This window comes from Cutibacterium sp. LaCa_286, from assembly GCF_057198075.1.
In genome coordinates this window covers 618,664-645,637 of sequence record NZ_CP191091.1, presented here as the reverse complement: position 1 = coordinate 645,637, position 26,974 = coordinate 618,664, and the positions used below count along the sequence as shown (strand labels likewise).

General features: G+C 64.0%; 26 protein-coding genes, 1 other RNA gene and 1 riboswitch. Of the genes, 12 read left to right on the top strand and 15 right to left on the bottom strand.

The features are described from left to right. Window positions 1-2 precede the first annotated feature (2 nt). A complete protein-coding gene (locus ACP8JZ_RS02735; protein ID WP_306517301.1) occupies window positions 3-779 on the top strand; it encodes a sterol carrier family protein in 777 nt (258 codons plus the stop codon). On the opposite strand, the gene ACP8JZ_RS02730 is transcribed toward ACP8JZ_RS02735, so the two are convergent. Beyond that, window positions 761-2,062, bottom strand: a complete 1,302-nt coding sequence (locus tag ACP8JZ_RS02730) for a glutamine synthetase family protein (RefSeq protein ID WP_306517319.1) — start codon at window positions 2,060-2,062, stop codon at window positions 761-763. The genes ACP8JZ_RS02735 and ACP8JZ_RS02730 overlap by 19 nt on opposite strands. 328 nt (window positions 2,063-2,390) lie before the next feature. On the opposite strand from ACP8JZ_RS02730, the gene ACP8JZ_RS02725 reads away from it, so the two are divergent. The 5 genes from ACP8JZ_RS02725 to ACP8JZ_RS02705 all read left to right on the top strand — a co-directional run bounded on the left by ACP8JZ_RS02725 (window position 2,391) and on the right by ACP8JZ_RS02705 (window position 8,094). Continuing rightward, the gene (locus ACP8JZ_RS02725) at window positions 2,391-3,782 is read left to right on the top strand and encodes an FtsX-like permease family protein (RefSeq protein ID WP_316327113.1); all 1,392 of its coding nucleotides are present in this window, start codon (window positions 2,391-2,393) and stop codon (window positions 3,780-3,782) included. Then, window positions 3,779-4,531 (top strand): ABC transporter ATP-binding protein, encoded by a 753-nt coding sequence (locus ACP8JZ_RS02720; RefSeq protein ID WP_021104496.1) that lies wholly within the window; start codon window positions 3,779-3,781, stop codon window positions 4,529-4,531. Before ACP8JZ_RS02725 ends, ACP8JZ_RS02720 begins: the two co-directional genes overlap by 4 nt. A gap of 5 nt (window positions 4,532-4,536) precedes the next feature. Next, window positions 4,537-5,382, top strand: coding sequence for a type I methionyl aminopeptidase (gene map / locus ACP8JZ_RS02715; protein WP_023035145.1), 846 nt, complete (start codon window positions 4,537-4,539; stop codon window positions 5,380-5,382). Between the two features lie 217 nt (window positions 5,383-5,599). Further along, window positions 5,600-7,882 carry a carbon starvation CstA family protein gene (locus ACP8JZ_RS02710; protein WP_484482654.1) on the top strand — a complete coding sequence of 761 codons (2,283 nt, stop codon included), beginning with the start codon at window positions 5,600-5,602 and terminating at the stop codon, window positions 7,880-7,882. After that, on the top strand, window positions 7,879-8,094 hold the full coding sequence (locus ACP8JZ_RS02705) for a CstA-like transporter-associated (seleno)protein (RefSeq protein ID WP_484482653.1): 216 nt from the start codon (window positions 7,879-7,881) through the stop codon (window positions 8,092-8,094). Before ACP8JZ_RS02710 ends, ACP8JZ_RS02705 begins: the two co-directional genes overlap by 4 nt. 19 nt (window positions 8,095-8,113) lie before the next feature. Here the strand turns inward: ACP8JZ_RS02705 and ACP8JZ_RS02700 are convergent, their stop codons facing one another. The 6 genes from ACP8JZ_RS02700 to ACP8JZ_RS02675 form a co-directional block, all read right to left on the bottom strand. After that, window positions 8,114-8,746: a (2Fe-2S) ferredoxin domain-containing protein gene (locus tag ACP8JZ_RS02700; protein ID WP_484482652.1), complete on the bottom strand. Its 633-nt coding sequence runs from the start codon at window positions 8,744-8,746 to the stop codon at window positions 8,114-8,116. Continuing rightward, a complete protein-coding gene (locus ACP8JZ_RS02695) occupies window positions 8,743-9,534 on the bottom strand; it encodes an ABC transporter ATP-binding protein (RefSeq protein WP_306517295.1) in 792 nt (263 codons plus the stop codon). Before ACP8JZ_RS02695 ends, ACP8JZ_RS02700 begins: the two co-directional genes overlap by 4 nt. Beyond that, a complete protein-coding gene (locus ACP8JZ_RS02690) occupies window positions 9,531-10,565 on the bottom strand; it encodes a FecCD family ABC transporter permease (RefSeq protein WP_306517294.1) in 1,035 nt (344 codons plus the stop codon). The genes ACP8JZ_RS02695 and ACP8JZ_RS02690 overlap by 4 nt, the downstream gene beginning before the upstream one ends. After that, window positions 10,562-11,581, bottom strand: coding sequence for an ABC transporter substrate-binding protein (locus ACP8JZ_RS02685; RefSeq protein WP_316327328.1), 1,020 nt, complete (start codon window positions 11,579-11,581; stop codon window positions 10,562-10,564). Before ACP8JZ_RS02685 ends, ACP8JZ_RS02690 begins: the two co-directional genes overlap by 4 nt. Before the next feature lie 40 nt (window positions 11,582-11,621). Continuing rightward, window positions 11,622-11,806, bottom strand: a riboswitch (cobalamin riboswitch). Between the two features lie 196 nt (window positions 11,807-12,002). Next, an RNA gene (gene rnpB, locus ACP8JZ_RS02680) (RNase P RNA component class A) lies at window positions 12,003-12,382 on the bottom strand. 191 nt (window positions 12,383-12,573) lie between these two features. Next, window positions 12,574-13,299: a zinc ribbon domain-containing protein gene (locus ACP8JZ_RS02675; protein ID WP_023035138.1), complete on the bottom strand. Its 726-nt coding sequence runs from the start codon at window positions 13,297-13,299 to the stop codon at window positions 12,574-12,576. Between the two features lie 138 nt (window positions 13,300-13,437). Between ACP8JZ_RS02675 and ACP8JZ_RS02670 the strand changes: the two genes are divergently transcribed. Continuing rightward, window positions 13,438-14,958 carry an aminopeptidase P family protein gene (locus ACP8JZ_RS02670; RefSeq protein ID WP_484482651.1) on the top strand — a complete coding sequence of 507 codons (1,521 nt, stop codon included), beginning with the start codon at window positions 13,438-13,440 and terminating at the stop codon, window positions 14,956-14,958. Window positions 14,959-14,962: 4 nt separating this feature from the next. On the opposite strand, the gene ACP8JZ_RS02665 is transcribed toward ACP8JZ_RS02670, so the two are convergent. Then, on the bottom strand, window positions 14,963-15,463 hold the full coding sequence (locus tag ACP8JZ_RS02665; RefSeq protein WP_021104506.1) for a YflT domain-containing protein: 501 nt from the start codon (window positions 15,461-15,463) through the stop codon (window positions 14,963-14,965). 149 nt (window positions 15,464-15,612) lie between these two features. On the opposite strand from ACP8JZ_RS02665, the gene ACP8JZ_RS02660 reads away from it, so the two are divergent. Continuing rightward, window positions 15,613-16,776 (top strand): Mrp/NBP35 family ATP-binding protein, encoded by a 1,164-nt coding sequence (locus ACP8JZ_RS02660; RefSeq protein WP_286321041.1) that lies wholly within the window; start codon window positions 15,613-15,615, stop codon window positions 16,774-16,776. A gap of 268 nt (window positions 16,777-17,044) precedes the next feature. Here ACP8JZ_RS02660 and ACP8JZ_RS02655 read toward each other — a convergent pair whose 3' ends face one another. Beyond that, window positions 17,045-17,458: a sec-independent translocase gene (locus tag ACP8JZ_RS02655; RefSeq protein WP_023035135.1), complete on the bottom strand. Its 414-nt coding sequence runs from the start codon at window positions 17,456-17,458 to the stop codon at window positions 17,045-17,047. A gap of 36 nt (window positions 17,459-17,494) precedes the next feature. Next, window positions 17,495-18,376: a 4-hydroxy-tetrahydrodipicolinate synthase gene (gene dapA / locus ACP8JZ_RS02650; RefSeq protein WP_023035134.1), complete on the bottom strand. Its 882-nt coding sequence runs from the start codon at window positions 18,374-18,376 to the stop codon at window positions 17,495-17,497. A 106-nt stretch (window positions 18,377-18,482) separates the two neighbouring features. Here dapA and ACP8JZ_RS02645 point away from each other — a divergent pair, with 106 nt between their 5' ends. Continuing rightward, complete coding sequence (locus tag ACP8JZ_RS02645; protein WP_484482650.1) at window positions 18,483-19,136, top strand: O-methyltransferase; 654 nt, start codon at window positions 18,483-18,485, stop codon at window positions 19,134-19,136. A gap of 190 nt (window positions 19,137-19,326) precedes the next feature. Here ACP8JZ_RS02645 and glgC read toward each other — a convergent pair whose 3' ends face one another. Then, entirely contained in the window at window positions 19,327-20,553 is a 1,227-nt protein-coding gene (gene glgC, locus ACP8JZ_RS02640; protein WP_021104513.1) for a glucose-1-phosphate adenylyltransferase, read from the bottom strand. 129 nt (window positions 20,554-20,682) lie between these two features. On the opposite strand from glgC, the gene glgA reads away from it, so the two are divergent. Then, window positions 20,683-21,879, top strand: coding sequence for a glycogen synthase (glgA, locus tag ACP8JZ_RS02635; RefSeq protein WP_323458212.1), 1,197 nt, complete (start codon window positions 20,683-20,685; stop codon window positions 21,877-21,879). Between the two features lie 227 nt (window positions 21,880-22,106). On the opposite strand, the gene ACP8JZ_RS02630 is transcribed toward glgA, so the two are convergent. From ACP8JZ_RS02630 to dapE, 3 genes are read right to left on the bottom strand one after another with little or no spacing between them, the layout of a single operon-like run. Then, a complete protein-coding gene (locus ACP8JZ_RS02630; protein WP_021104515.1) occupies window positions 22,107-22,274 on the bottom strand; it encodes a DUF3117 domain-containing protein in 168 nt (55 codons plus the stop codon). Window positions 22,275-22,316: 42 nt separating this feature from the next. After that, a complete protein-coding gene (locus ACP8JZ_RS02625; RefSeq protein WP_316327318.1) occupies window positions 22,317-22,607 on the bottom strand; it encodes a DivIVA domain-containing protein in 291 nt (96 codons plus the stop codon). A gap of 52 nt (window positions 22,608-22,659) precedes the next feature. Continuing rightward, the gene (gene dapE / locus ACP8JZ_RS02620; protein WP_484482649.1) at window positions 22,660-23,796 is read right to left on the bottom strand and encodes a succinyl-diaminopimelate desuccinylase; all 1,137 of its coding nucleotides are present in this window, start codon (window positions 23,794-23,796) and stop codon (window positions 22,660-22,662) included. A gap of 58 nt (window positions 23,797-23,854) precedes the next feature. Here dapE and dapD point away from each other — a divergent pair, with 58 nt between their 5' ends. Together dapD and ACP8JZ_RS02610 are read left to right on the top strand one after the other, a co-directional pair. Further along, window positions 23,855-24,802, top strand: coding sequence for a 2,3,4,5-tetrahydropyridine-2,6-dicarboxylate N-succinyltransferase (gene dapD, locus ACP8JZ_RS02615; protein ID WP_484482648.1), 948 nt, complete (start codon window positions 23,855-23,857; stop codon window positions 24,800-24,802). 6 nt (window positions 24,803-24,808) lie between these two features. Next, window positions 24,809-25,708 (top strand): hypothetical protein, encoded by a 900-nt coding sequence (locus tag ACP8JZ_RS02610; RefSeq protein ID WP_323458213.1) that lies wholly within the window; start codon window positions 24,809-24,811, stop codon window positions 25,706-25,708. A 127-nt stretch (window positions 25,709-25,835) separates the two neighbouring features. Here the strand turns inward: ACP8JZ_RS02610 and dapC are convergent, their stop codons facing one another. Further along, complete coding sequence (dapC, locus tag ACP8JZ_RS02605; protein WP_484482647.1) at window positions 25,836-26,969, bottom strand: succinyldiaminopimelate transaminase; 1,134 nt, start codon at window positions 26,967-26,969, stop codon at window positions 25,836-25,838. Window positions 26,970-26,974: the final 5 nt, after the last annotated feature.

The following is a 26,974-nucleotide window of genomic DNA, read 5'->3' as shown; positions in this document are numbered from 1 at the left end:
TCATGGCAGACCGCACCGAGCGGGAGATGAGGAAGCTGTCCACCACCTGGGTGGCGGCCATGAGGCTTCTGCTGCCTGAATCCACCAGTCCGGTCGACTCCGACCCACGGTGGAACTGTCGCCATCTGACTCTCGTCATGGTTCTGCTCACCGACACCTTGCAGACCCTTGACGTGTCAGCCACCCAACGCCCGATGGAGTTGTGGGAGCTGTGCCGCGAACGTTCCCTGGCAGCACACACGCTCATCGAGGTGGCCCGTCAGATCGAGGAGGACTCCCCCGAGGACCTTCTGCCCCAGGCCAGCTCACTGCTCTCGACGGTTGAGGAGCGTCTCACCGGAACGCGCCCGACCCCGGCCCGCGTCGAGACCCTCGTGGGACCGGCCCGACTCACCGATCATCTGCGTCTGACCATGATCGACGGGGTCTGCATGGCCCTGGCATCGGGAATCGCCCTGCCCCGTGCCGTCAAGGTCGATGCATGCCGCACCCTGGCGACGATCCTGGGGCAGACCCACGGGGGACGCACGATCGAGCTTCGGGTGCCCCCGGCCACTGCGGTGCAGCTGGAGTCCACGACTGCCGGCCCCGACCATCATCGCGGCACCCCGCCCAACGTCGCCGAGTCCGACATGGAAACCTTCCTCGCTCTGGCGACCGGTTTCCTCAGCTGGTCACAGGCGCGTGAGGACGGCCGTATCTCCACCTCCGGATCGCACGTCGAGGAACTTGCCGAGATGCTCCCCGTCGTCGATGCCGCTCACAGATGCGGCAGGTAACGGTCCAGCTCGAACTGGGTCACCTGGCCCAGGTACTCCTCGTACTCGGCCTTCTTGTTGCGCAGGAAGTAGTCGAAGACGTGCTCACCCAAGGTTTCCGCCACGAGTTCTGAGTCCTCCATGAGTGCAATCGCCTGACCAAGATGCTTCGGCAGGGGGTCGATGCCCAAGGCGCGACGCTCCCTGGCACTGAGACTCCACACGTCGTCGGACGCCTCCTCGGGAAGTTCCCACTCGTGCTCGATGCCGGAGAGCCCGGCCGCCAGGATCAACGCGAGGGCGAGATACGGGTTCGTCGCAGCATCGACGGAGCGCACCTCCACCCGCGCCGAGGACGCCTTGTTCGGTTTGTAGGCCGGCACCCGCACCAGGGCGGACCGGTTGTTGCGTCCCCAGCAGATGTACGCCGGTGCCTCACCACCGCCCATGATGCGACGGTATGAGTTGACCCACTGGTTCGTCACAGCGGTGATCTCGGGGGCATGGTGCAGCAGCCCGGCGATGAAGTGCTTGGCCACCGGCGACAGACGAGCCTCGTCACTGGGGTCGAAGAAGGCGTTCTCATCCCCCTCGAACAGGGAGACATGGGTGTGCATGCCCGAGCCAGGACACTGGGAGAAGGGTTTGGGCATGAACGTCGCCTTGATGCCCTTGAGCGAGGCCACCTCACGGATGACGACACGGAAGGTCATGATGTTGTCGGCCATCGTCAGCGCGTCGGCATAGCGCAGGTCGATCTCGTGCTGGCCGGGAGCCCCCTCGTGGTGACTGAACTCCACCGAGATGCCCATCTGCTCCAACATGGTGATCGAGTCACGCCGGAAATCCGTGCCTGCCCCCAGGGTCGTGTGATCGAAGTAACCACCGTTGTCCAACGGCTCGGGGGAATCGCCGGGGTGGTGTGGCCCCTTCAACAGGTAGAACTCGATCTCCGGGTGCGCGTAGAAGGTGAAGCCCATGTCGGCAGCCTTGTCCATGGCGCGTTTGAGCACGTAGCGCGGATCTGCCCAGCTCGGGGTGCCGTCCGGGTTGGCGATGTCACAGAACATCCGCGCCGTACCGGTACCCTGTCGCCACGGCAGCATCTGGAAGGTCGCCGGATCCGGGTGCGCCACCATGTCGGACTCGTACACCCGGGCGTATCCCTCGATGGAGGAGCCGTCGAAGCCCACTCCCTCGGCAAATGCGCTCTCGATCTCGGCCGGAGCGATGGCCACGGACTTCAGGGAGCCGAGCACGTCGGCGAACCACAGCCTCACGAAATGGACGTTGCGTTCCTCGATCGAACGCAACACGAACTCAGTCTGCCTGGACATGTCCCCATTGTGACTGCCCCGTGTTTCAGTTGTGTTGCTTGTCCCGGTTCTGCCGACGAGGCGGGGTCAGCACCCAACAGTGGGGCCACACTTCTCGCCCCACCCGTGATCACACCACATGCGGAGGAGTCACCGATGCGACACATCGTCCATCGAGCACCGCTCAGCATCATCTGCAGACTGCCAGGGGCCAGAGCTGGGCATGAATCACCCTGCCAGCGCCATTTCCTCCTTTCGCGGTAGGCTCACGTCGACTCCTGCTGCTGACCACGCACACCACCACGTTGGATCGCCCATGATTTTCAAGATCGCCGTCAACTCCGTGATTCGGGGTGCATCGTCATGGTTGGCACTCATCGTCGCGTCGATCGCACTCAGCGTCGTGGTGGCGTTGAGCCTGGGCATGATCGTCGCTGGGGCCTCGGCCAGTGGAGAGGCGCAACAGGCATTCGTCTCCATGGGGGCCACTGCACTCGGGTTCACGGTGCTCACCGCGCTGGCATCCTTCCGTCTGGTGGTGGGCACCTGCGTGCGTCTGCAACGACAGGACGTCGCCCTGTGGCAGATCGCCGGAATCCTGCCGGGTACCGCGCACCTCGTCGTGGCGACCGAGATCGTCCTCGTCACTGCGGTGTCCGCCGCGCTGGGGGCAGCGCTGTCACTGGCGATGTGGCCGCCCTATCTTCACTTCGTGGACGGCAGTGGGCTACCCGAGACAGACGTGTTGCACCGACCACTGCCAGTCATCTCCCTTGTCATCGCGGTGGGAGCGACGACCCTCACCAGTCTGGTGTGTGGGCTTCGATCGGCCCGAGGAATCGTGAAGGCAGATCTCGTCACAGGCGTGCGCCCTGCCGCTGCCCCACCGCCACGATCCACGGCTGCCAGGGTCATCACCGCGATCGTTGCCGTTCTGCTCATCGCAGGCACGGTGACGCTGTACCTCGTCATTGCACATGCCCACCCCGTCACCGACCCCGACGACTTGGCTGGCATCCTCAGTTCGTACGCTGGGATGGGACTGCTGGTCTGCCTGATCTTCGCGATCCTCTCCGGGCCCATCATCCGCGGCCTCGCCCGGCTGGTCAGAGCCTTGCCGTTCGCCGGGACTGCCGGGTTCCTGGCCAGCCGTGAAGCCAGCGCTCGTCCACAGCTCACCCAGGCACTCGTCGTACCCATCACCCTGGCCGCAGCTGCCGTGGGCATCATGGCTGCCTGGATCAACGAACTCACCAACGTCATGGCCGCCCAAGCCGGATCGGAGGAGAAGGTCAACGCCCCGCCTCGACAGATGGCCCTGCTGCTCGGTGGGCCCGTCATCGTCGCCTGTGTGTGCGCCTCGGCCATCGTGTTCGCCACCGCATCCCATCGCCGTGCGGACAATGCACTGCTGCTGGTCTCGGGGGTCACACCAGGAGTCATTCGTGCCAAGGCCCTCGTCGAGGCGGGGATCCACGCCGTCATCTGCCTCGTCTGCGCCTACGGGATCGTCGTCGTCAACGACGTGTCCATGGCCAAGGCGCTGTCGACAGGCCCTGTTCCTTCAGTACCGATCCTCGCGCCGGGGTGGCAGGCTGCCGGAGTCGTCGCCGTGGGGATCGCACTCACCCTCCTCCTACTGCTTGCCGTGACGGCCGACGGTATGCACAGGAATCCCGTCACCACCATCACCGGAGGTCACCAATGACGTCATGGATACACGCCACCGGAGTACACAAGGGATTCGGCAGGGGAGCACGCCGGGTCGAGGTGCTCAGGGGTGTCGACCTCGACGTCGAGCCCGGCGAGTTCGTCACCGTTGTCGGTTCGTCAGGAGCTGGAAAGTCAACCCTGCTGTACTGCCTGTGCGGGCTCATCCCAGCCGACGACGGTCAGATCAGTCTGGTCGGCAACGACATTCGTACCGCGAGCAGGTCTCAGTTGGCACGCATCCGACGCGACCACGTCGGGTTCATCTTCCAGGACCTCAACCTCATCAGTTCACTAACCGTGCGGGACAACGTCGTCCTTCCGGCACGGATGGCTGGTCGGAGGCCACGGCGCCGCGACGTCAACCAGGTGCTTGACGCTGTCGGACTGGCTTCCCAGGCCAGCAAGTACCCGGCCCATCTGTCGGGAGGACAGCGCCAGCGGGTCGCCATCGCGCGATCCCTGCTGCACCAACCCGAACTGCTGCTCGCCGACGAGCCCACCGGCTCACTCGACGTCTCGTCCCGCGACACGGTGTTGGAGCTGCTACGAGCCACGGTGAGCGAGACCACCTCCCTGGTCATGGTGACCCACGACCTCGACATCGCGGCAACCGCTGACCGTGTCGTCGTCCTGGCGGACGGGCACAACGACCGCATCCTCACCCGTCCGAGCTCGACCGAGGTGTTCCAGGCCCTCCATACCGGCCCACGGCACTGCCATGCTGATTACACTGGTGCTTCGTGACTTCCATGCATGCTTACCCTGTTTCCCCGCGTCTGTCCGTCCCGAGTTCCATCCAACGCCCGCCCTATGTGGGCAAGGGTGACGTGCCGGAGAACTACACCGGGTCCCATGTGCAGAGCCCCGAGGTCATCGAGGCCATGCACGAGGCCGGACGCATCGCCTGCGGCGCCATGCACGAGGCCGGCAAGGCGGTGGCCCCCGGAGTCACCACTGACAAGCTCGACAGGATCGCCCACGAGTACATGTGCGATCACGGGGCGTACCCGTCCACCCTAGACTACCGCAACTATCCCAAGTCCATCTGCACCAGCGTCAACGACGTCATCTGCCACGGCATCCCGGATGCTCGTCCCCTGGAGGACGGCGACATCGTCAAGATCGACGTGACCGCCTACAAGAACGGTGTGCACGGCGACAACTGCTACACCTTTCTGTGTGGCGACGTCAGCCAGGAGGCCCGTGACCTCGTCACCCACACCCAGGAGGCCATGAATCGCGCCATCAAGGCGGTGCGTCCGGGCCGGTCCATCAGCATCATCGGACGCATCATCGAAAACTACGCCAAGAGGTTCGGTCACGGCGTGGTCCGCGACTACACCGGCCACGGGGTGCACACGGCCTTCCACTCCGGGCTGGTCGTCTTCCACTACGACGAGCCACGCTACGACGTCACCCTCGAGGAGGGCATGACGCTCACCATCGAGCCGATGCTCACGCTGGGCAACCAGGCCAACCACCAGTGGGACGATGGCTGGACGGTGCAGACCAATGACGGGTCGTGGTGCGCCCAGTTCGAACAGTCGATGGTCATCAACACCGACGGTGCCGAGATCCTCACCCGGTTGGACTGAGGGCCCCACACCAGTGAGGGTTGTGTTGCACTCCCCCAGAGTGCAACACAACACCATCCTTGCAAAGATGCCACTCACCGCTTCAACACCACAATCCTCAATTTGGCGCACGACTCCCACCCCGGTCCTGAACAAATGACCAGGTCAGTAATCTCGTGATTCACAGCATCTCCGCAACAGGACGGAGACACCCAAGCCACGGGAGCTGGAATCGATCATGAGTGAAGCCACCCTCACTTCCCGAGAGAGCACACCACCGTCGGGAATGCCGCCCACATCACTGAGCGCGAAGGAGCGTGCCCGACACGATCGATGGACACCGCCCAAAGTCATCGCATGGATCCTCATCTCGGCCATCGCCGGCCTCGGATGGTGGATGCTCGCCATCCATCGCGGTGAGACCGTCAACGGGATCTGGTTCGTCCTCGCGGCCGTTGGATCATACTTCATCGGCTACCGGTTCTACGCCAAGTACATCCAGGACAAGCTCGTCCATCCCGACGACGAGCGGGCCACCCCAGCCGAGTACGACTACAATGGCCGGGACTTCGTCCCCACTGACCGTCGCATTCTCTACGGTCACCACTTCGCCGCCATTGCGGGAGCTGGCCCGCTGGTCGGTCCGGTGCTGTCGGCCCAGATGGGATATCTGCCCAGCACGATCTGGATCATCGTCGGCGTCATCCTCGCCGGTGCCGTCCAGGACTACCTCGTCCTCGTCATCTCCATGAGACGCGGCGGACGCTCACTGGGCCAGATGGCCAAGGACGAGCTGGGACGCTTCGGCGGAATCGCCGCCCTCGTGGCCACCCTGACAATCATGCTCATCATCGTCGCAATCCTTGCGATGGTCGTCGTCAACTCCTTGGCGGCGTCGTCCTGGGGCGTGTGGAGCGTCGGCCTGACCATCCCGATCGCGCTGCTGATGGGCTTGTACCTGCGGTATCTGCGCCCCGGAAAGGTGCTTGAGGTGTCCGTCATGGGCATCATCCTGCTGGTGCTGGCCATTGCCTCGGGAGCGTGGATCGAGAACACCTCGATCGCCACCGCTCTGCACCTGGGCCGGCCATTTTTGGCATGGGCCATCATCATCTACGGATTCGTGGCCTCGATCCTGCCGGTGTGGATGCTGCTGGCCCCTCGCGACTATCTCTCGACCTTCATGAAGGTCGGTGTCATCACGATGCTGGCGGTCTCGATCGTCATCGTCCGTCCAGTCATCAGCGTGCCTGCGATGAGCGTCTACGCCCACACCGGTACTGGCCCCGTCTTCTCGGGAAAGCTGTTCCCCTTCCTCTTCGTGACGATCGCCTGTGGAGCGTTGTCCGGATTCCACGCCACCATCGCGTCGGGCACCACTCCGAAGCTCATCGAGAAGGAGTCCCAGGCCCGCCTCATCGGGTACGGCGGCATGCTCATGGAGTCCTTCGTCGCAATCATGGCTCTGGTGGCAGCCCTCTGCGTGGATCGCGGCATCTACTTTGCGATGAACTCGCCGGCCGGTGCCACCGGCAACACCGTTCAGTCGGCCGTCACCTACGTCAATTCACTGGGCCTGACGGGGGTCCACACCGACGCCGATGCCCTGACGACGACAGCCAACCTCGTTGGCGAGACGTCGATCATCAGCCGTACTGGCGGCGCACCCACCCTGGCCGTCGGCCTCGCGACGATCATGCACCAGCTCTTCGGTGGCCAGGCCATGATGAGCTTCTGGTACCACTTCGCGATCATGTTCGAGGCCCTGTTCATCCTCACCTCGGTCGACGCCGGTACCCGCGTCGCCCGGTTCATGCTCTCCGATGCTCTGGGGAACTTCTGGCCGCGCCTACGGGACCACTCGTGGAAAGTCGGTTCCTGGTTGACCACCGCCATCATGGTGGCTGGATGGGGCTCGATCCTCCTCATGGGTGTCGCCGACCCGTTGGGTGGTATCAACACCCTCTTCCCGCTGTTCGGAATCGCCAACCAACTGTTGGCAGCCGTGGCGTTGTCCATCTGCCTGGTGGTCTTCGCCCGCAAGGGACACACCTGGCGACTGCTCATCATTGCAGTACCCATGCTCTTCACTGCCATCATCACGGTGTATGGATCATGGCTGAAGATCTTCTCCCCTGACCCGAGGATCGGTTACTGGGCGAATCACATGACCTATCGGCGCGCCATTGCTGCCGGCAAGACCTCGTTGGGCCAGGCCAAGACCCTTGATGAGATGCACACCGTCGTCGGCAACACCGCCATTCAGGGAACGCTGTCGATCATCTTCGTCATCTGTGCCCTCATCGTCATGGTCGTGGCATGCATCCGCACCATCCAGGCACTGCGCGGCCACAACATCATCGACACCGAGGATCCCGCCCTGCCCTCGCATATCTTCGCTCCCAGCGGCCTCGTCGCCAACCGGGCCGAGCAGAACCTGCAGGCCGAGTGGGACTCCTTCACCGCCCAGCACCCCGAGTTCGACCTGGAGAACGTCCACAAGACAACGGAGCACGCATGACGGCTGCACCTCGACGTATGCCCGCCGAACCAGGATGGCGACGATGGTGGTCACTACTGCGATGGTGGGTACGCGGCATCACGGGAGCAGACGTCTACGACAACCACGTGGAGTGGTGCCGACGCACCGGCCACGAACCGATGTCCGAGAAGGACTTCTGGCGCGATCACTGTGACCGTCAGGACCGCAATCCCCAGGCACGTTGTTGCTGACTGCCACCGGGGCTTCTCGTCAATGACGGGAGGGGCCAGTCAGCGCCGACACGATGCGATCGAGGTTGCCCTCGGTCAACTGGATGCACTTGCCGTCTGGCCACACCACCATGAGAGGGGCATGGTTGCAAGGGAACATGCACCCCGTCACCGTGACGAGAACCTCCGTGTCCAGGACGTGTGACTGTGCCAGCTTCTTCTGAAGACGCGCATGCAGATCAGCGGCGCCGACCGCGCTGCAGCGAGGTCCTCGACAGGTGAGCAAATGATACCGGAAGGAGGGAAACTCCTGCCAAGCAGGGCTGCGCAACGGTGCTTCGGCGCCTGTCACGGTTCGCCACTGGCCGGTCAGCTCCTGATTCGGGCGGACAACCCCGACGTGCACGACGACGGTTGGCCCGTTCTCCCGGCCACGCACCCACTGGCCAGCGACCCGCCGAAGCCAGGACAGCGGTACTGGCCCGTGGTCGCGACTCCATCCGACAAGTTCGACCCGGTCGTCATCAACGGCGTCGAGGACATCTGCGAGCGCCGGGCCAGGACCCTGCAGGCTTGCACTCCGATCGGCAGCCACGTGACGGGCCACCGCTTCTGCGTTGATCGTGTCAGAGGCGTCCTCCCAGCGCAGCGAGACAGCGATACGCGTCGTCACGGCTGCAGTCCCCGCCAGGTGAATCCACGTCTGAAATCTGACCAAACCTCGCCGTCAACCCCGAAATGGTCGCGGACGAGGTGAGGGGTCAGTACCTCTGAGGCCGGCCCTGCGGCGACCATCCGGCCCGAATCCAGCACGATGAGGTCATCTGCGTAGGCAACGGCCAGGTCAAGATCGTGGATGACGGTCACCGTTGTCAGACCAAGTCCGCGTACTCTCTCCAACAGGTCAATCTGGTGACGCAGGTCGAGGTGGTTCGTGGGTTCATCCAGGAGCAGGATCTCAGGCTCCTGGGTGAGGGCTCGGGCCAACTGGACCCGCTGCATCTCTCCTCCTGAGAGGGACGACCACGCTCGATCGGCCAGATCAGCCACCCCGGTCGACGCCATCGCGTTCTCGACGACGTCCCCATCACGCCCCTTCCGACGATTCACGTTGCCGATACCCCAGCCTCCCAAGTGCGGGATACGGCCCAACTGAACGACATCGCGAACCGTCAGTTCCACATGAGCCGAAGGATTCTGTTCGAGCAAAGCTATCGCCTGGGAGCGCTCCTTGGCACCGATCCTCGCAAGGTCGCGCTCCCCAAGCCATACCCGTCCCACGCTGGGCTTGCGCAACCCCGCCAGCAGGTGCAGCAAGGTCGTCTTTCCGGATCCATTCAGTCCGATGACCATCGTCATGGCTTTTGGCCGAATCTCCACGTTGACCCCGGACAGGATCGTCGTGTCATCGACGCCCCACCCAAGGTTCTCGGTCCGCAGAGCGGTTGTCGTTGATGTCATGATCGAGACGCCTGACGACGTAGCAGGATGACCAGTACCGGGGCTCCGATGGCTGCCGTGATGACCCCGACCGGAATCTCGGTGTCCGGGCGCAAGCACCTCGCTGCAGTGTCTGACCACACCATGAGCAGTGCCCCGGTGAGGGCAGATGCCGGCAACAGCCGCGCGTGCCGCGGCCCGGTCCAGAACCTCACGATGTGCGGAACCGTCAGCCCGACGAAGCCGATGGGGCCGACGAAGGCGACGCTGAGAGCAGTCAGCAGGGCGGTGCCAACCATGATCATCCAGCGCACAGCGTTGACTGGTACTCCCAGGGACATCGCGCTGACGTCACCGAAGGCGAAAGCGTCAAGAGTGTGGCACAACGCCATCCCGGCGATGAGGGCCGGAACGGTGGCGACGGCCAGGGTGATCGTCGATCCCCATCTCAAACCGGTGAACGACCCAAGTGTCCAGGACAGGGCTGATCGAGCGGCGTTCGACTCGCCGAACACCATGATCATCATGGACACCGCGGCCCCGCACAACTGTCCGACGGCCACCCCAGCCAAGATCGTCCGGCTGGCGGGTAGCTCCCCAGACTTACCAGTGGCCATGGCCAACACCATGACAAGGGCCCCGACCGCCCCGCCGAATGAGGCCAGTGTCATCAGGACGGACTGCCCCAGAGCGCTGGAGATCCCGACGATGAGGACGAAGACCGCACCGACCGAGGCGCCACTGGAAATGCCGAGCAAATAAGGATCGGCCAAGTCATTACCCGTCAGGGTCTGCAGTACCGCTCCACACATCGCCAACAAAGCGCCCACAGCCATTGCGCCAATGACGCGCGGGGCGCGCAACTGCCAGACAATCCGATCGTCAAGGACGGTGACATCAGAGCCATTAATGAGTCGAAATCGTCGAGCAACCACCCGAATCACATCGTGAACCGGCACATGGACTGCCCCAACTCCCAGTACGACCAAGGCACTGGCAACGAGGGCAGTACCAAGAAAGGCAGCCAACAACCAGTTACGTGAGCGGATCATTTCCCAGCGATCTCTGCCAAACCATCGTTGAGAGTCTTGGCACCGTCGATCAGCTCGGCACCCGGGGTACTCTGGGAGAATGGCACCGTTACGAACTTGTTCTCCTTGACAGCTCTCATCTGCTTGAGAACCGGATCGCCCTTGAGATAAGCGATCTTGTCCTTCGCGGTGGACCATTTGGCATCGGCAACGACGATGACGTCCGGATCGGAGGCCACAATCTTTTCCCAGGAGCCATCGGCCCATCCGCCATCGACGTCCGCAAAGACATTCTTGGCTCCCACGGCATCCATGAGCAGCTGTGGGCCACCGTGACCGGCACCGATGAACGGGGTCTTGTCCCCAGAATCGAACCACACGATCGAGGTTCCGGTACCGTGCTTGTGTGTAGTCACGTCCCGCAGGTACTCATGCTGCTTGGTGATCGCAGTGTCGGCACCGTCCTGAGCCCCGATGAGGGATCCGACCTCGCGCATTTCCTTCCAGACATTGCCCCACGTTGTCTCGGCTGACTTAGTGCCTTTGGGACATCCGAAGGGACTGATGTATGTGGCGATTCCCTGCTTCGCGAGCTCATCCCGGGTTCCGACAGCCTTGTCGGTGAAGGCACTGGAGAAAGAGGAAAGAGCAAGATCGGGTTTGGCAGCCAAGAAGGTCTCTTTGGACGGATACTCCTTGGCCAGCACCTTGACCGAATCATAGGACTTTCGCCACTTGGCAGGAATCTCGCCGTCTAGGTAGGCCGTCCCAACCAGATTTGATGCGCCATTGATGGCCAGGACGTCCTCCGTGGCACCTTGGTTGAGAGTTACAGCCCTGGTGGCAGGTTTGTCGAGAATGATCTTTTGACCACAGTTGGTGACTTCCACACGATCTGCGGACGGTTGGGACACCGACGCAGAGGATGGCTCGCTGGAAACGGGATCTTCGGGAGCACCTGCGCAGCCAGCGAGCAGAGTGGCGGGCACGACCAACCCCATGACGAGGCGATGTGACAAGGATGAGCACATGGGCATGAGAAGCCAGCTTTCTGTGACCGGCGTTCGCGGCCGGGGACCGACAGGACGTTGTCAGGTGGTCTTCGGGCTCAACCTCATCTCCGTTTTCCGACACCTTCCCGGTACCAGTGGCACCAGTGGCTCGAGTCGGGTGGATCAGTCATACCGCTGCGCGTCAGCTCCGGTCTCTCACCGGATTCCTGCGCCGGAGAATCTCCAGCAACCTGACTGCCACATACTAATCCGTGTACGCCCCAGAAAAGAAATTCTTCTTCCTGTTTCGCAACTCAGCCAATCCTTAGACACCCTCATGGCAGACGTCCCTATAGGCGTGACACCTACGTCTCGTCTTTTTCTGTACCGTTCAGCACCCATCATCGCCAGAAGCTTTGCTGCAACACAGAACCCATCAACCCACCACAAGTCCCTGGTTGAAAAGGGACGAGCCACCCTTGTAAGCCGGGTTCTGTGACCCCATCGGGGCCGGTGATCATCCATCTGTGAACGCCGTTGCCGACGCCCTCCAGCCTTGCAGCTGCGCGGCCTACCCGGGCGCTCGGGCGGGCAGCCCTCGAACACGTCCGCGACCTCACGGTCTTCTTGGCCTTGCTCCGGGTGGGGTTTGCCGTGCCGGCACCGTCACCGATGCCGCGGTGAGCTCTTGCCTCACCGTTTCACCCTCACCGATTTCTCGGCAGTTTGTTTTCTGTGGCACTGTCCCGCGGGTCTCCCCGGGTGGGCGTTACCCACCACCCTGCCCTGTGGAGCCCGGACTTTCCTCGACAGATCGTCGTCTGCCGCGATCACCCCGGGTGGCTCGTCCAAACATCCATTCTAGCCTGTGAACACCGCTTCATGACAGCCGATGGGGCTCACCACACCTGGTCGGGGCAGACGTTCGCACCTCGCGCACCTTCACCGAACCGTGATCGGCCCCACCTCGGGCAGCGCCCGGTCGGGAACCATCCCCCTCAAGGGGGATGAGCCCACTCCTCAAAGGGGATGTCGTCTCACAGGGGACGCACCATGATGCGGTCGCACTCCTCACAGCGCAGCACCTCGTCTGCCGGGGCCTGGTCGTAGCGACGTTGGTCGCCAGGATTGGCGACGATTCCGCAGGCACTGCACACGCCATGCTCCAACCTGCCGGCCCCCATCCCGGTACGTTCCAACAGAGTCTGGTACAGCTTGAGCAGATCGGCCGGGAGCGCCCCGGCCTGGGCGGTGCGCTGCGCAACAAGACGCTTGAGTTCGGCGTCGATCTCGGAGAGGTCATGGTCCCGGGACGCCAACGCCTCGCGAATGTGGCCGTCAAGAGCTTTGCGAGCCTCGTCGGCCTGCGCCTGAGCCGCTTCCGCCTCCTCGACCCGCTGCATGATGTCGAGCTCGGCATCCTCCAGATCACCGATACGTCGCTTGAGGTGCTCAATCTCGTCGGTGAGACTGCGCAGTGCCTTGTGATCGATCTGGCCGGCATCCACCGTGGCCTGGTTGCGCTCCAGACGGGCCCTCGCCGGGGCAAGGTCTCCCTCGATGCGCTTCTGGTCGGCCTTGAGGTCGAAGACGACCGTCTGCTTGGCGACAAGATCCTCGGCGAGGCTCTGACGCGAGCCAGCAAGTTTCCTGAGTTCGTCGAGTTGGGGAAGGACCTTGCGATCATGACGCCTACGGGCGATGAGCCGGTCGGTCTCTGCCAGGTCGAGAAGTTTCCACTGGTCCTGCGGTGCTGCCTTCACGCTACCTCCTGCAACTGTGAACCCGGGGAGCTCATGGCCACCAGACTCTGCTGAACTCGTGAGAGCCAGCCTATCCGGCTGGACCCGGCTCATTACAATGACACCCAACGCACATTCGACGGAGAGGCGAGAGTTTCCATGACTGATGTGACTGATCGTTCCGGCAGGTCTGCCGGTTCCCAGATCCAGGCCGCTGATGAGCAGAAGGTCCCCAAACGCCAGACCCCGTTCTCCCAGGCGTTCCGTGATTTCATCCCCACCGGCTGGCAGCCCTACGACTCCACCATGCCACAGCCCCTGGACTCGGTGCCCTCGGCGCGTACGCACCGTGACGTCCTGGCTGCAAGGTTCCCCGGCGAGGTGCTCGTCATCCCCGCTGGCGTGCTCATGCCCCGCAACAACGACTGCGACTTCCCGTTTCGTCCACACACGACGTTCGTCTACTACTCCGGGCTGGGCACCGACCGGGAGCCCAACGCGGTGCTCGTCATCGACACCACCGGGTCCACCACCCGCGACGTGCTGTACTTCAAACCGCGCGCCCCGCGCACCGATCGGGAGTTCTACGCCGATCCCACCTACGGCGAGATGTGGGTCGGAAAGCGCGAGTCGTTGGAGGAGATGTCGACGATGACCGGCCTGCAGTGCCGCGACATCGCCGAGCTGGATGCCGCCCTCAGCAGTTCGGCCCCGGGCGGTTCCGCACCGCTGCGCGTCATCCGTCAGGCCGATCCGTCGATCACCGACAAGGTCGACGTCGCCCGTCAGACCGCCTCTGGACGTGGCGACGCAGCTGCCGACGAGGCATTCGACGAGTTCACCTCAGACGCCCGATTCTGCAAGGACGACTGGGAGATCGAGCAGCTGCGCGACGCCTGCCGTAGGTCGAAGGTGGGATTCGAGGACATGATCCGTCAGATGCCCGAGGCCGTGCGGCGCGGCCGCGGCGAGCGATGGATGGAAGGCATCTTCGGACTGCACGCCCGTCACCTGGGCAACAACGTCGGGTACGGCTCGATCTGCGCCGCCGGCGACCACGCCAACACCCTGCACTGGGTGCGCAACGACGGCGACCTGCGCCCCGGAGAACTCATCCTCATCGACGCCGGCATCGAGATCGACTCCCTCTACACCGCAGACATCACCCGTACCCTGCCCATCAGCGGCACGTTCTCACCGGCCCAGCGCCGGGTCTACCAAGCCGTCCTGGATGCCCAGGACGCCGCCTCCAAGGTGGCTCGGGTGGGCCATGACCACGCCGAGATCCACCAGGCGGCGATCCGGGTCATCTGTGAGTACCTGGCCGACTGGGGGATCCTTCCGGTGAGTGTGGACGACGCCGTCTCCCCCGAGGGCGGTCAGTTCCGTCGTTGGATGGTGCACGGCACGAGCCATCATCTCGGTCTGGACGTCCACGACTGCTCCCAGGCCCGCCGTGAGGACTACTCCGGCCCCCTGCGCAAGGGGATGTGCATGTCCGACGAGCCCGGCATCTACTTCAAGCAGACCGACCTGCTCGTTCCCGAGGAGTTCCGGGGCATCGGGGTGCGCATCGAAGACGACCTGTGCATCACCGACGGTGAGCCCGAGTGGCTGTCGAAGGACTGCCCGCGCGAGATCGACGAGGTCGAGGCCTGGATCGCCGACCTCTGGGGCTGAGACGTCAGGCGTTGAACACCTGGTCGCGCACCTCGCGCAGCTCCAGCGCGAGGTCGCGGGCCTGTTGGGCCACCTTGTGCTCGGCGAGCACCTCATAGTGGGTGGCCACCACCTGCTGCACCGAGTTGTAGTCGCGCTCCCCACGACTCATGGCATACGTGATGGCCGCGGTGATCATGCCGATGACCACACCGATGAGCAGGCCGGACAGCAACATGACGACCAGACTGTTGAGCGAGTAGAAGAACGACATCATGAGTCCGACGAGCAGGCCCATACCGACCCCGGAGATGGCGCCCTGACCGAGCACCGTGCCCCAGGTCTTGCGGCCGATGACCCGCTCGATGCTGCGCAGGTCGGTGCCGACGATGCACAGATTCTCCACCGGGAACTCCTTGTCGGAGAGATGATCGACCACCTTCTGCGCCGTCTCGTAGTCGTTGACGACAACAACGGGCTTCGGATACTCCAGCTGGAACAGGGACGACACGTGGGCAGGCTGCATGAAATGGTCACCTCACAGGTTCGGGTACGGCCATCCTACGGGGCCAGATGCCCTGCTGACGACCAAGTGAGCTCCCGGCGTGTACCGACGGCATCGGTCAGCTGCCGGAGAACTTGCCCGGGCGGTGCTCAGGTGTGTAGACAATGCATATGAGCACCGAAAACCCGCTTGTCCCAGCGATCCATGAGGCGCTGTCTCGTGTACAGGATCCGGAGATCAGGCGACCCATCACCGACCTCGGCATGGTTGACGAGGTATCCGTCGACGACAACGGCCGCGCCTACATTCGCATTCTCCTGACGGTTCCGGGATGTCCACTCAAGGACACCCTGCGTGAGGACGTCACCGAAGCAGCCACCTCCGTCGACGGAGTGCGTGGTGCCTACGTCGAGCTCGGGTCCATGACCGACGAGCAGCGCGCCGCCGTGCGTGAGCAGCTTCGTGGTGGCGCCCCAGAACCCACCATCCCGTTCGCCGAGCCGGGCAACACCACCAAGGTCATTGCCGTGGCCTCCGGCAAGGGCGGCGTCGGCAAGTCGTCGATGACCGTCAACCTGGCCCTGGCCCTGGCTGGGCTGGGCCGATCGGTCGGTCTGCTGGACGCCGACATCTACGGCCACTCGATTCCCGACATGCTCGGTGCAGGTGACGCCCACCCCACCCCGCTGGACGATCTGCTCCTGCCGGTGCCGGCCATGGGCATCAAGACGATCAGCATCGGCATGATGAAGCCCAACAAGGACGACGTCATCGCCTGGCGTGGCCCGATCCTCGACCGTGCCCTCACCCAGCTGCTGGCCGACGTGCACTGGGGAGATCTCGACTACCTGCTGCTCGACCTGCCACCCGGCACCGGTGACATCGCCATGAGCCTGGGTCAGAAGGTTCCCACCGCCGAGGTGCTCGTCGTCACCACCCCGCAGCAGGCCGCCTCCGAGGTGGCAGAGCGTGCCGGGACGATGGCTGCCCTCATGAACCAGAAGATCATCGGCGTCGTGGAGAACATGTCGTGGCTGGCGTTCACCGCCCCCGACACCGGTAAGGAGTACCGGATCGACCTGTTCGGCTCCGGCGGTGGTCAGGAGGCTGCCGATGCCCTGTCGAAGCGGTTGGGTACCGAGGTGCCGCTGCTGGCCCAGGTCCCCATGGACATCGAGCTGCGCAAGGGCGGCGACGAGGGTGATCCGATCGTCACCGCACACCCGGAGTCCCCGGCTGCCCAGGCCATCGTCGAGCTGGCCAAGAATCTGGACTCCCGTCCCCGTGGCCTGTCGGGGATGCACCTCGGCGTCTCACCGACGAACAACGCCTGAGAAGCCCGACGTACCCACCTGACGACGAGGGGTGCCGGCATGTCCGGTGCCCCTCATCAATATTCACACCGCGTATCGCATCCTCGCTGAGTCAGACCCGTTGCCGACAGTCGGAGCGCTGTCAGTCGACCTCACCGGTACCCACGTTTTCCCCATCGGCGTCGTCCTTCCTGGGCGACTCAGGCTGCTCCGGCAACGAGCACATCCGTCATCGTGACGCCCGGCAGCGCCTGTCACGGGAGTTTCCGCCACGTGTCCGCTGGAAAGCTCAAGTGGCTTCGACGTCGAAGGGCACCACCATGCCGTCCACCACCTCGACGCTCTCCTCCTGGCTCTGCGACTCGGACACCGCTGACGTCGCTGCCGGATCATCCACCGTGGACAGGTCCAAGGCCGTCTGCACGTCGTGCAGATCTGAGCGCAGATCGTCGATGTCGTCCTGCATGCCATTGATGACGTACTTGCGGACGAAGTTCTTGGGATTGAGGTCGCGATAGTCCAGGCCGGCGAATTCCGGGCCCAGCTCGTCACGCAACTGGTCACGCGTGCTGTTGGCGATGTTCTTCAGGTAGTGCGTGACGCGAGCGGCCTTGCGGGCGAATTCCGGCAATTTCTCCGGGCCGAAGATGAGCACGCCCAGAATGATGAGAACCCCGATCTCGGAGGGCGATGCGGTGGACATGGCTCCTACTCTAGCGGTGCACCGGACGGGACGCGATCACAGATCGATCCGGTCGAGCAGCTCGCAGAATCGTTCGACCGGCTCGCCCGTGGCAGGGACCATGGGCAGTCGCGTCGGTCCGACGTCAAAACCCTGATGGGCCAGACCAGCCTTGACCATCGTCAGCCCCGGCAGGTCGAACACACCGGTGAGCAGCGGCAGGATCTCCCGATAGATCGCCAAGGCTTCGTCCAGACGTCCAGCCAGGCGAGCCTGGAAGATCTGCTGCATCCGCCGTCCGGTGAAATGGGTGGAGGTGCCCACCAGTCCCACCCCGCCCAGACTCAGCAGCGCCGGGGTGATGGCGTCGTCGCCGGAGTAGTAGGCCAGCGTGGTGTCTGCCATGACCTTCGCCGATTCGACGAGCTGGCCCTTGGCATCCTTGACGGCGACGATCTGCGGGTGATCGGCCAGCCGGACGAGTGTCTGCGTCGCAATCGCAGTACCGGTGCGCCCAGGAATGTCATAGACCATGATCGGCAGGTCGGTGGCCTGCGCGACGGCCATGAAGTGCTGGCGAATGCCCTCCTGGGTGGGCTTGGAGTAGTACGGAGTGACGACGAGCAGCCCATCGGCACCTGCCTGCTGAGCCTGCTTGGCCATCCGCACGCTGTGAGCAGTGATGTTCGACCCCACCCCGGCGATGATCTGGGCGCGGTCTCCCACTGCCTGTCTGGTCGTTCGGACGATGTCTGCCTTCTCCTCGTCCGTGGTGGTCGGCGACTCCCCGGTCGTCCCATTGACGACGAGACCATCATTGGCCTGCTCATCCACCAGTCGCTGGGCAAGTTCCCCGGCACGGTCCAGATCCACCGCGAAGTCGTCGGTCATCGGAGTCACCATGGCCGTCAACAGACGACCGAAAACAGGATCAGACATGGCATAGACCTTCCGTTGGCACGTGGAACCCATGCTAACCGCCCGCACCCGCCACCTGAACCGACTTCGACGGTGTGCCTTCGAGGATACCGGTAGGCTTGAGGGCGTGAATCCTCAAGAGTCTCGTCCGTCCCAGCTGGATATTGCCTCCTGGGAGTATTCCGAAGATTTCGTCGCCCCCTCGGAGGCGTTTCGCAACGCGCATGCAGCTGCCCTCGAGGACGGTCTGCCTGCGGTCACTGCGGGGACGGCTGCGATGCTCACCTTCCTGGCCCGGCTGGTGTCCGCGCAGGCGGCCGTCGAGATTGGTACGGATGCCGGGGTGACGGCACTGTCCCTGCTCAGCGGTATGGCGCAGCGCGGGGTCCTCACCAGTGTCGACCCCGAGACCTTCCACCAGGAGACGGCCCGCGAGGTGCTCAAGGAGGCCCAGATCGCCACCAACCGATTCCGCACCATCGCGTCCAACCCGTTGGACGTGCTTCCCAAACTGCGCGGCGGCGCCTACGACCTCGTGCTCATCAACGGGGACCGACTCGAGTACGTCGAGTACCTCTCCCAGGCGTTGCGGCTGCTGCGCTCCGGTGGTCTGCTCATCATGAACGATGCCCTGGCGAGCTACCATCTCGCCGATCCGGACAATCAGGACGACGACACCCTCATCATTCGGGAAGCCCTGGAATCGGTGCAGCAGACCGAAGGGCTGACCACCTCACTGGTACCGGTGGGGGTTGGCCTGCTGCTGGCCGTCAAGGACTGATCGGGCTCGAGGACTGCACTTGGGCAGCGTTGATGTGCCCTCTCGAAATGGTCCGGGCGGTTTGACGCCGGTCCGGGGCATCACCTGACGTGTCATTCCACACGCCCTGGCAGGAACCCGGGGGCCCTGCCAGGCTGAGCCCGTCGATCAGCCGCACAGCACCGACCGGACGCGTCCGGCATGGGGAGTGTCAGTACGGGACGGTGATTCCCTTGCCCACCACGGTGACCCCCGTCGGTGAGACCGTGAATCCACGGGCCCGATCGTGCTCGTGATCCACACCCACCTGGGCCCCATCGGGAACGATGACGTTCTTGTCGAGGATGGCCCGGTGCACGGTGGCGTTGGAGCCGATGCACACGTTGTTCATGAGGATGGACTCATCGACCCGGGCCCACCGTTCGATGCGTACTCGCGGCCCCAGCACGGTGCGGTAGATGTCGGTGCCCGAGATGATGCACCCGGAGGAGACCAAGGTGTCGTCGCAGGAACCACGCATGACGAATTTCGCTCCCGGTGCCTGTTCCTGGATGCTCCAGATCGGCCAGTCGGGGTTGTAGAGGTTGAACTCCGGTTCCACCGACACGAGGTCCATGTGCGCGTCATGGTAGGCATCGATGGTTCCCACGTCACGCCAGTAGTCCCGATCCTTCTCGGTGGTTCCGGGCACCTGGTTGTCACAGAAGTCGTAGACCTGCGCGTCCCCGGCCTCGACGAATCTCGGGATGATGTCGCCACCCATGTCATGACGCGACTCAGCGGACTGGGAGTCTGCGAAGAGTGCCTCGACCAGGGCGTCCCGACTGAAGATGTAGTTGCCCATCGACGCGTACGACTCCTCCGGTGAGTCGGGCAGGCCCGGCGGATCAGCAGGTTTTTCCAGGAAACTGTTGATCTTGTTGTCCTGCGCGGCGTCGATGATGCCAAAGGCCGAGGCATCCTTGCGCGGGACGCGGATTCCAGCGACGGTGCAGTTCAATCCGGACTCGACGTGCGCCTCCAGCATCTGGGAGACGTCCATGCGGTAGATGTTGTCGGCCCCGAAGACGACGACGTAGTCGGGATCTTGGTCATTAATGAGGTTGAGGGACTGGAAGATGGCATCGGCACTGCCTTGGAACCATCGTGGACCGAGCCGCTGTTGGGCTGGTACCGGGGTGACGTAGTTGCCGAGCATGGTGCTCATACGCCATGCCTGGGAGATGTGACGGTCCAAGGAGTGCGATTTGTACTGGGTGAGGACGGCAATCCTCGTCAGCCCGGAGTTGGCCAGATTCGACAGGACGAAATCGATGAGTCGGTACGTGCCGCCGAATGGCACCGCTGGTTTGGCGCGGTCCGTCGTGAGCGGCATGAGACGTTTCCCCTCACCACCGGCAAGGACTATGGACAGGACTTTGGTGTGCGACGTTGCCATGATGTGAACCTATTCCCTGCGACGGTTGGGACACCTCAAATCCTACTCGGACCACACGTTTTCCTCCCCCGGTCATCACAGATCGGGCAACCACCACTGAGAACTGCCTGAGTGTGGGACGATCAGGGCATGAAGGTGTCCATCCTGACCCGTGAGTACCCACCATCGATCTACGGCGGAGCCGGCGTTCACGTCGCCCAGCTCGTCCCCCATCTGCGCCGTCTTGTCGACGTCGACGTGCAGTGCATGGGAGAGCCCCGGGACGGTGCGACTGCCCACCGGGAGGATTTCCCTGCTGGTGCCAACCCTGCGCTACGGGTGTTCGGCGCAGATCTGTCCATGGTGGCTGCCATCGACGAGGACGTCGATCTCGTGCACTCCCACACGTGGTACGCCAACCTGGCCGGTATGCTCACCGGAATCTACCGTGACGTGCCCCACGTGGTGAGCGCCCACTCCCTCGAACCGTTCCGTCCGTGGAAGGCCGAGCAGCTGGGTGGCGGGTACCGGCTGTCGTCGTGGGCCGAGCGCAGCGCCTATGAGGCTGCCGACGCGATCATCGCCGTGTCGGACGGCATGCGCAAGGACGTCCTGAGTGCCTATCCCCAGCTGGACCCGAACACGGTTCACGTCGTGCGCAACGGGGTGGACACCGAGGAGTTCCATCCGGTGGACGAGACCGATGTGTGCGCCCGCATCGGGATGGACCCGCAGGCCCCCTCGGTGGTCTTCGTCGGACGGATCACTCGGCAGAAGGGGCTGGTTCACCTGGTGCGTGCCGCTCTGGAGCTCGACCCGGGCACCCAGGTGGTACTGCTCGCCGGAGCTGCCGACACCCCACAGATCGCCGCTGAGTTCGATGCGGCATTCACAGATCTCAAGGCGGCCCGCAAGGCGCCCGTGGTGCGAGTGGAGCAGATGCTGCCACGTGCCGACGTGCGTCAGGTGCTCTCCGCCGCCACGGTCTTCGCCTGCCCGTCGGTCTACGAACCGTTGGGAATCGTCAATCTTGAGGCCATGGCCTGTGCCACACCGGTGGTCGCCTCGGCCGTCGGCGGTATCCCCGAGGTCGTCGTCGACGGGCAGACCGGTTGGCTCGTCGACGGGGTACCCACCGATTCCTCCACCCCAGACGAGGTGGCCCGATTCCGATCGTCCTTCGCCGAGAGGATCAACATGCTCACTCGAGACGCGCAGCTGGCCGCGCAGTTCGGTCGGGCGGGTCGCCAGCGCTGCATCGACGAGTTCTCCTGGGCGAGGATTGCCGACCAGACGCTGCAGGTGTACCGCCAGGCCGCGATACACCACCTGGCACCTGAACTGTGAGGACCACCCGACCCTCTGGTCAGGAGAAACCGCCTGTCGTCAACGACGCATCGAGGAGCACGCTGCTCACCAGTGGCATCATGCAGGGATTCACATGCCTGGAGCAGGGACCGCACCGGCGTCCACACCCATGAATGCCAATGAGCCTGACCAGAGGCTCAGGAATCCCAGAGATGCAGCAGGACCCGAGGTCACCCCCGGGCCCTGCATCGCAGCGAAGCAAAATGTCAGCCGACGACTTCCTGCAAGCACTTGTGGAGCTCCGCAGCTTCCTCCGCGTTCAGCTCGACAACCAGACGGCCACCGCCGTCCACCGGGACACGCATGATGATGCCGCGCCCCTCCTTCGCAACCTCCATGGGACCGTCACCGGTACGTGGCTTCATAGCTGCCATGTCATACTTCCTTGCTCGTTCGCAGTGGGTGAGTCCCTTCCATTATTCCGCATCCGTCCGAGAATCGGGATCACCGGTCTGGTTCATGACGGGATCGGCGCTCATCTGACTGGCAAGTCGGTCCAGTAGGGCATCCACCTGTGCCGGTGAGTATCCCCGTCGTACGGTGGCAAATTTCGCATTGCGAATGTCAGTTGGCGAGAGTTCTCCCTCGGGGAGGTCTGGCACCGGGCGATCGTCCACGGTGGCGGGCACGTCACCGAATTTCCCGGATCCGGCCATGACGGCCAACCCCATGATGACGACGACGATGACGCACAGGAACCAGATCACTTGCTCTCCCCAATCATCCTGGTGAACAGGCCTCGCTCGATCTCACTCGTCGTCACGGCCTTCCGCCCTCCCCTGCCAGCTTGATCACGTCGTCCTGGTCCAGCCAGGTGACCAGTGCCGCCAGTGTCTCGTCGAGAGACGCCAGTCGACAGCATTCGTCATCTTTGTGAGCATACATCGGGTCACCAGGGCCGAAGTTGAGGGCTGGAATCCCGAGCTCGCTGAACCGGGCGACGTCGGTCCACCCGTACTTGGGGCCCGGTTGGCTCCCCACTGCCGCGACGAAGGACGTGGCCAGTGGCTGGTCCAGCCCCGGACGGGCCGGCGAGGAGAGATCGAGCACCGTCATCGGCCAGTCGGCGAACAACTCCTCCATGGCAGTCCTGGCCTGGGCTGCCGTCTTGTCGGGGGCGAATCGGTAGTTGATCTGGATCTTCGCGCTGGGTGCAATGACGTTTCCGGCCACGCCGGCCTGCAGCATCGTCGCGTTGAGCCCCTCCCGGAACCGCAATCCCTCGACCAGCACGTGCGGGTCATGCTGCTGCCAATCGGAGAGGATCTGCAGGATGGGCAGCAGCCGGTGGATGGCGTTGCGTCCCTTCCAGGAACGCGCCGAGTGTGCCGCCTGTCCCGCGACGTCCAGGGTGAACCGCATCGTCCCCTGACAGCCTCCCTCGACCACACCATCGGTGGGTTCCATGAGGATCGCGAGGTCGGCATGCAGCAGGTCTGGTCGCGCAGCAGCGATCTTGCCCAGCCCATTGTGTTCGGCAGCGATCTCCTCGGCCTCGTAGAAGACGAAGGTGAGGTCGCGATTGGGTTCGTGCAGGTGGCTGGCAAGGTACAGGGCCACTGCCACACCACCCTTCATGTCGCAGGTGCCCCGTCCCACCAGGTATTCCTCACCATCGACGGTGTGCACGTGGGACGGGAGGTTGTCGACGATCGGTACGGTGTCCAGGTGCCCGGCGATGAGAACGCGCTCGGGTCGCCCCAGGTCGGTGCGAGCCACCACGGAGTTGCCGATCCGGTCCACCTGCAGGCCGTTGACCTCGCGCAGTACCGCCTCCACCGCGTCGGCCAACGGACCTTCCTGCTGTGAGACCGATGGGAAATCGACCAGGTCGCGGAACAGTTCATGCAGATTCGTCGTGTCGAGGTGCGCCGGGTTCGCAGATGGCAGGCTCATGACACTTGATATTAGTGGACAGGTGGGTGAGCACCGACTGGCCGCTAAACTCGTGGGCATGACGCAGACGACTTCTCAACCACGCACTGCCTGGGGATGGGGCCTGGCCACCGTCCACGTCGATGGTGAGGTTCTCGACACCTGGTTCCCCAATCCCAAGCTCGGCGACCCCGACGACACCCCCTTCCATGACCGATTCCATCTCGCGGTCGATGCTGGGTTGGACCCCATCCGTCGGGTGCACAGTGAGATCGTGCGCACCGTCATCAATCTTGATGAGCCGCCTGCCGACGTCTCGGACGCCTACCTTCGTCTGCACCTGCTCTCGCGACGACTCTGCCAGCCCCGCACCATCAACCTGGACGGCATCTTCTCCGTGCTGCCGAACAATGCATGGACCAACTTCGGACCGTGCCGGGTGGACGACCTGGACCACGCCCGCATCGAATCCCGCTCCACCCGTACTGCCCTGGTGGTGCACCTGGTGGACAAGTTCCCTCGGATGGTCGACTACATCGTCCCCTCCGAGGTGCGTATCGGTGATGCCGACCGCATCCGACTGGGCGCCCATCTGGCACCGGGAACGACCGTCATGCATGAGGGATTCGTCAACTTCAATGCCGGTACCCTGGGCGCCTCGATGGTGGAAGGCCGTGTCTCGCAGGGAGTGGTCGTGGGAAACGGCTCGGACATCGGTGGTGGTGCCTCGATCATGGGCACCCTGTCCGGCGGCGGCAAGGAGCAGGTGACGATCGGGGAGGGGTGCCTACTGGGCGCCGAGGCCGGTCTGGGCATCTCGCTGGGCGACAACTGCGTCGTCGAGGCCGGCCTGTACCTCACTGCCGGCACCAAGGTGACCCTGCCCGACGGTCGAGTCGTCAAGGCCCGTGAGCTCTCCGGTGCCTCCGACCTGCTGTTCATCCGGGACTCCACCAGCGGAGCCGTCAAGGCATTGAGCCGTTCGGGTGCCTCGATCGAGCTCAATGCCGAGTTGCACTCGAACTGAGCAACCATGGCACGGCACGCTCGTAGACGCCGCAGGGACGGCGCACGGACCGCAGTGGCCCTCCTCGTCAGCGTGACGCTCGTCGCAGCGCTCGCGATCGTTGGGGTGAAGATGTGGCACAAGGTCAAGCCCGCTGCCCGAACCGACGCCGAGGGATGTCACGTCGTGGTGGACTCCGAGACCTACTGGCTGGACCTGGAACAGTCGGAGAACGCCGCGATCATCGTCGCCGAGTCCATCCGACGCGGCCTGTCACCTCGTGCCGCGTCCATCGCCCTGGCCACGGCAATGCAGGAGTCCGGACTGCGCAATCTGGACTACGGCGACCGTGACTCCCTTGGCCTGTTCCAGCAGCGCCCATCCCAGGGATGGGGAACGGCGAAGCAGGTGCGTGACCCGTGGTATGCGTCTGGCAAGTTCTACGATGAGCTGGTGCACGTGTCCGACTGGCGCACTGGCGACATCAATGACGTCGCCCAGGAGGTGCAGCGTTCTGGGGTGCCCGACGGCTACCGCAAGCACGTCGCCAAGGCCAAGGCGTGGGCCAGCGTGCTCACCGGTCAATCTGCTCAAATGGTGTCGTGCGTCAATCGTTCGTCGCCTGCGGCTGCCGCATCACAGCTCGCCGCCCACACCCGCAAGGGGTTGGGCACGGTGGCGACGATTCGCGCCACCGGTGACACGGTGACCATCGGTGCCACCTCTGCCACCACGCTGCGTGCTGCGATCAACATCACCATGGCCTCGACGAACCGGTCGCGACTCCTCGAGGCACATGCCGAGAATCAGGTGTGGAAGCACGATCCGCAACACTTCGCCCAGTGGACGGCGGTTCCGGCCCAACCCGCCGGTAGCCCGGGAGGGGCCGGAAGTGTTCACGGCGGATCCGTCATCGCAGCGTCCTGAGCCGCCGGGCCTCGCGACGGGACATGGGACGACGTCATCGCACGCAGTCATCTCATACGTACTGCTAGCTTGGTGCGGGGCTTGACGTACCGAGGCTGGCTTGGCATGAGATTGGGCGTGAGACTGGTCACGCGGCTCCGCGCCCCGCACGCAGCCGTTGTGCCGCAGCTGCGATCCGCTCATCACTGGCGGTAAGTCCCACCCGCACGTGCTGGCTCGTGCCTGCCACGTAGAAGTCGCCGGGGGCAACGAGAACACCCAGGCGGGCGAACCTGTCCACGGTGGCCCGGCAGTCCTCACCACACGTGGCCCACAGGTACAGCGAGCCCTGGGAGTCGTCGATCCGGTACCCGGCGTCCTGCAAGGCAGACATCATGATTCCGCGACGCCGCCGGTAACGATCTGCCTGGACCTCGACGTGTCCGTCATCATCCAGGGCGGCAACCATGGCAGCACTCACCGGAGTGGAGACCATGAGCCCGGAATGCTTCCGTACTGTGAGGAGCTCGCTGATGAGCGTCTCATCACCGGCCAGGAACCCGGCCCGGTAGCCGGCCATGTTGGATCGTTTCGACAACGAGTGCGCCGCGAGCAGGCCGCTGTGATCACCGCCGCAGATCTCGTCGTCAAGGATCGAGTACGCCTTGCCGTCCCAGACGAACTCCCCGTAGCACTCATCGGAGACCAGCACGGCACCAGTGCGGCGAGTGTAACGGACCCAGCTTCGCAGCTCGTCTGCCGACATCACCCGCCCACTGGGATTCGCCGGGGAATTGATCCAGATGAGGTCGACAGAGCCATCGGGATCAGGGGAATCGGCGAGCTGGTCGGGATGATCCGCAGCGAAGATCCGAGCCCTGGCGAGCTGGGCGCCCACTCGGTAGGTCGGGTAAGCCGTGGTCGGCACGATGACCGTGCTGTCCGACGACAGTCCCAGCTGGGTGGGCAGCCAGGCAACGAGCTCCTTGGTGCCGATGACAGGCAGCACGTTCTCATGGTGCAGTCCACGCACCGACCACCGGCGCTCCAGGTAGCCCACGATGGCGTCCCGCAGTTGTGCAGTACCCCACACCGTGGGATAGCCGTGGGCATCCGAGGTCTCGGCAAGGGCATGCTGGACGAACTGCGGAGTGGGATCGACAGGGGTGCCCACTGAAAGGTCGACCAACCCGTCCGGATATGATTCAGCCATCCTGCGTGCCTGCGCAATGGTGTCCCACGGGAAGCTGGGCAGGGTGGCCGAGACGAGACGACGTGTCATGGGTG

What these genes read in the sequence shown, in the direction of transcription:
- ACP8JZ_RS02735 (WP_306517301.1), top strand. Translation starts at nt 3, where the DNA reads ATGGCAGACCGCACCGAGCGGGAGATGAGGAAGCTGTCCACCACCTGG.
- ACP8JZ_RS02725 (WP_316327113.1), top strand. Translation starts at nt 2,391, where the DNA reads ATGATTTTCAAGATCGCCGTCAACTCCGTGATTCGGGGTGCATCGTCA.
- ACP8JZ_RS02720 (WP_021104496.1), top strand. Translation starts at nt 3,779, where the DNA reads ATGACGTCATGGATACACGCCACCGGAGTACACAAGGGATTCGGCAGG.
- map (WP_023035145.1), top strand. Translation starts at nt 4,537, where the DNA reads ATGCATGCTTACCCTGTTTCCCCGCGTCTGTCCGTCCCGAGTTCCATC.
- ACP8JZ_RS02710 (WP_484482654.1), top strand. Translation starts at nt 5,600, where the DNA reads ATGAGTGAAGCCACCCTCACTTCCCGAGAGAGCACACCACCGTCGGGA.
- ACP8JZ_RS02705 (WP_484482653.1), top strand. Translation starts at nt 7,879, where the DNA reads ATGACGGCTGCACCTCGACGTATGCCCGCCGAACCAGGATGGCGACGA.
- ACP8JZ_RS02695 (WP_306517295.1), bottom strand. Translation starts at nt 9,534, where the DNA reads ATGACATCAACGACAACCGCTCTGCGGACCGAGAACCTTGGGTGGGGC.
- ACP8JZ_RS02690 (WP_306517294.1), bottom strand. Translation starts at nt 10,565, where the DNA reads ATGATCCGCTCACGTAACTGGTTGTTGGCTGCCTTTCTTGGTACTGCC.
- ACP8JZ_RS02685 (WP_316327328.1), bottom strand. Translation starts at nt 11,581, where the DNA reads ATGCCCATGTGCTCATCCTTGTCACATCGCCTCGTCATGGGGTTGGTC.
- ACP8JZ_RS02670 (WP_484482651.1), top strand. Translation starts at nt 13,438, where the DNA reads ATGACTGATGTGACTGATCGTTCCGGCAGGTCTGCCGGTTCCCAGATC.
- ACP8JZ_RS02665 (WP_021104506.1), bottom strand. Translation starts at nt 15,463, where the DNA reads ATGCAGCCTGCCCACGTGTCGTCCCTGTTCCAGCTGGAGTATCCGAAG.
- ACP8JZ_RS02660 (WP_286321041.1), top strand. Translation starts at nt 15,613, where the DNA reads ATGAGCACCGAAAACCCGCTTGTCCCAGCGATCCATGAGGCGCTGTCT.
- ACP8JZ_RS02655 (WP_023035135.1), bottom strand. Translation starts at nt 17,458, where the DNA reads ATGTCCACCGCATCGCCCTCCGAGATCGGGGTTCTCATCATTCTGGGC.
- dapA (WP_023035134.1), bottom strand. Translation starts at nt 18,376, where the DNA reads ATGTCTGATCCTGTTTTCGGTCGTCTGTTGACGGCCATGGTGACTCCG.
- glgC (WP_021104513.1), bottom strand. Translation starts at nt 20,553, where the DNA reads ATGGCAACGTCGCACACCAAAGTCCTGTCCATAGTCCTTGCCGGTGGT.
- glgA (WP_323458212.1), top strand. Translation starts at nt 20,683, where the DNA reads ATGAAGGTGTCCATCCTGACCCGTGAGTACCCACCATCGATCTACGGC.
- ACP8JZ_RS02630 (WP_021104515.1), bottom strand. Translation starts at nt 22,274, where the DNA reads ATGGCAGCTATGAAGCCACGTACCGGTGACGGTCCCATGGAGGTTGCG.
- dapE (WP_484482649.1), bottom strand. Translation starts at nt 23,796, where the DNA reads ATGAGCCTGCCATCTGCGAACCCGGCGCACCTCGACACGACGAATCTG.
- dapD (WP_484482648.1), top strand. Translation starts at nt 23,855, where the DNA reads ATGACGCAGACGACTTCTCAACCACGCACTGCCTGGGGATGGGGCCTG.
- ACP8JZ_RS02610 (WP_323458213.1), top strand. Translation starts at nt 24,809, where the DNA reads ATGGCACGGCACGCTCGTAGACGCCGCAGGGACGGCGCACGGACCGCA.
- dapC (WP_484482647.1), bottom strand. Translation starts at nt 26,969, where the DNA reads ATGACACGTCGTCTCGTCTCGGCCACCCTGCCCAGCTTCCCGTGGGAC.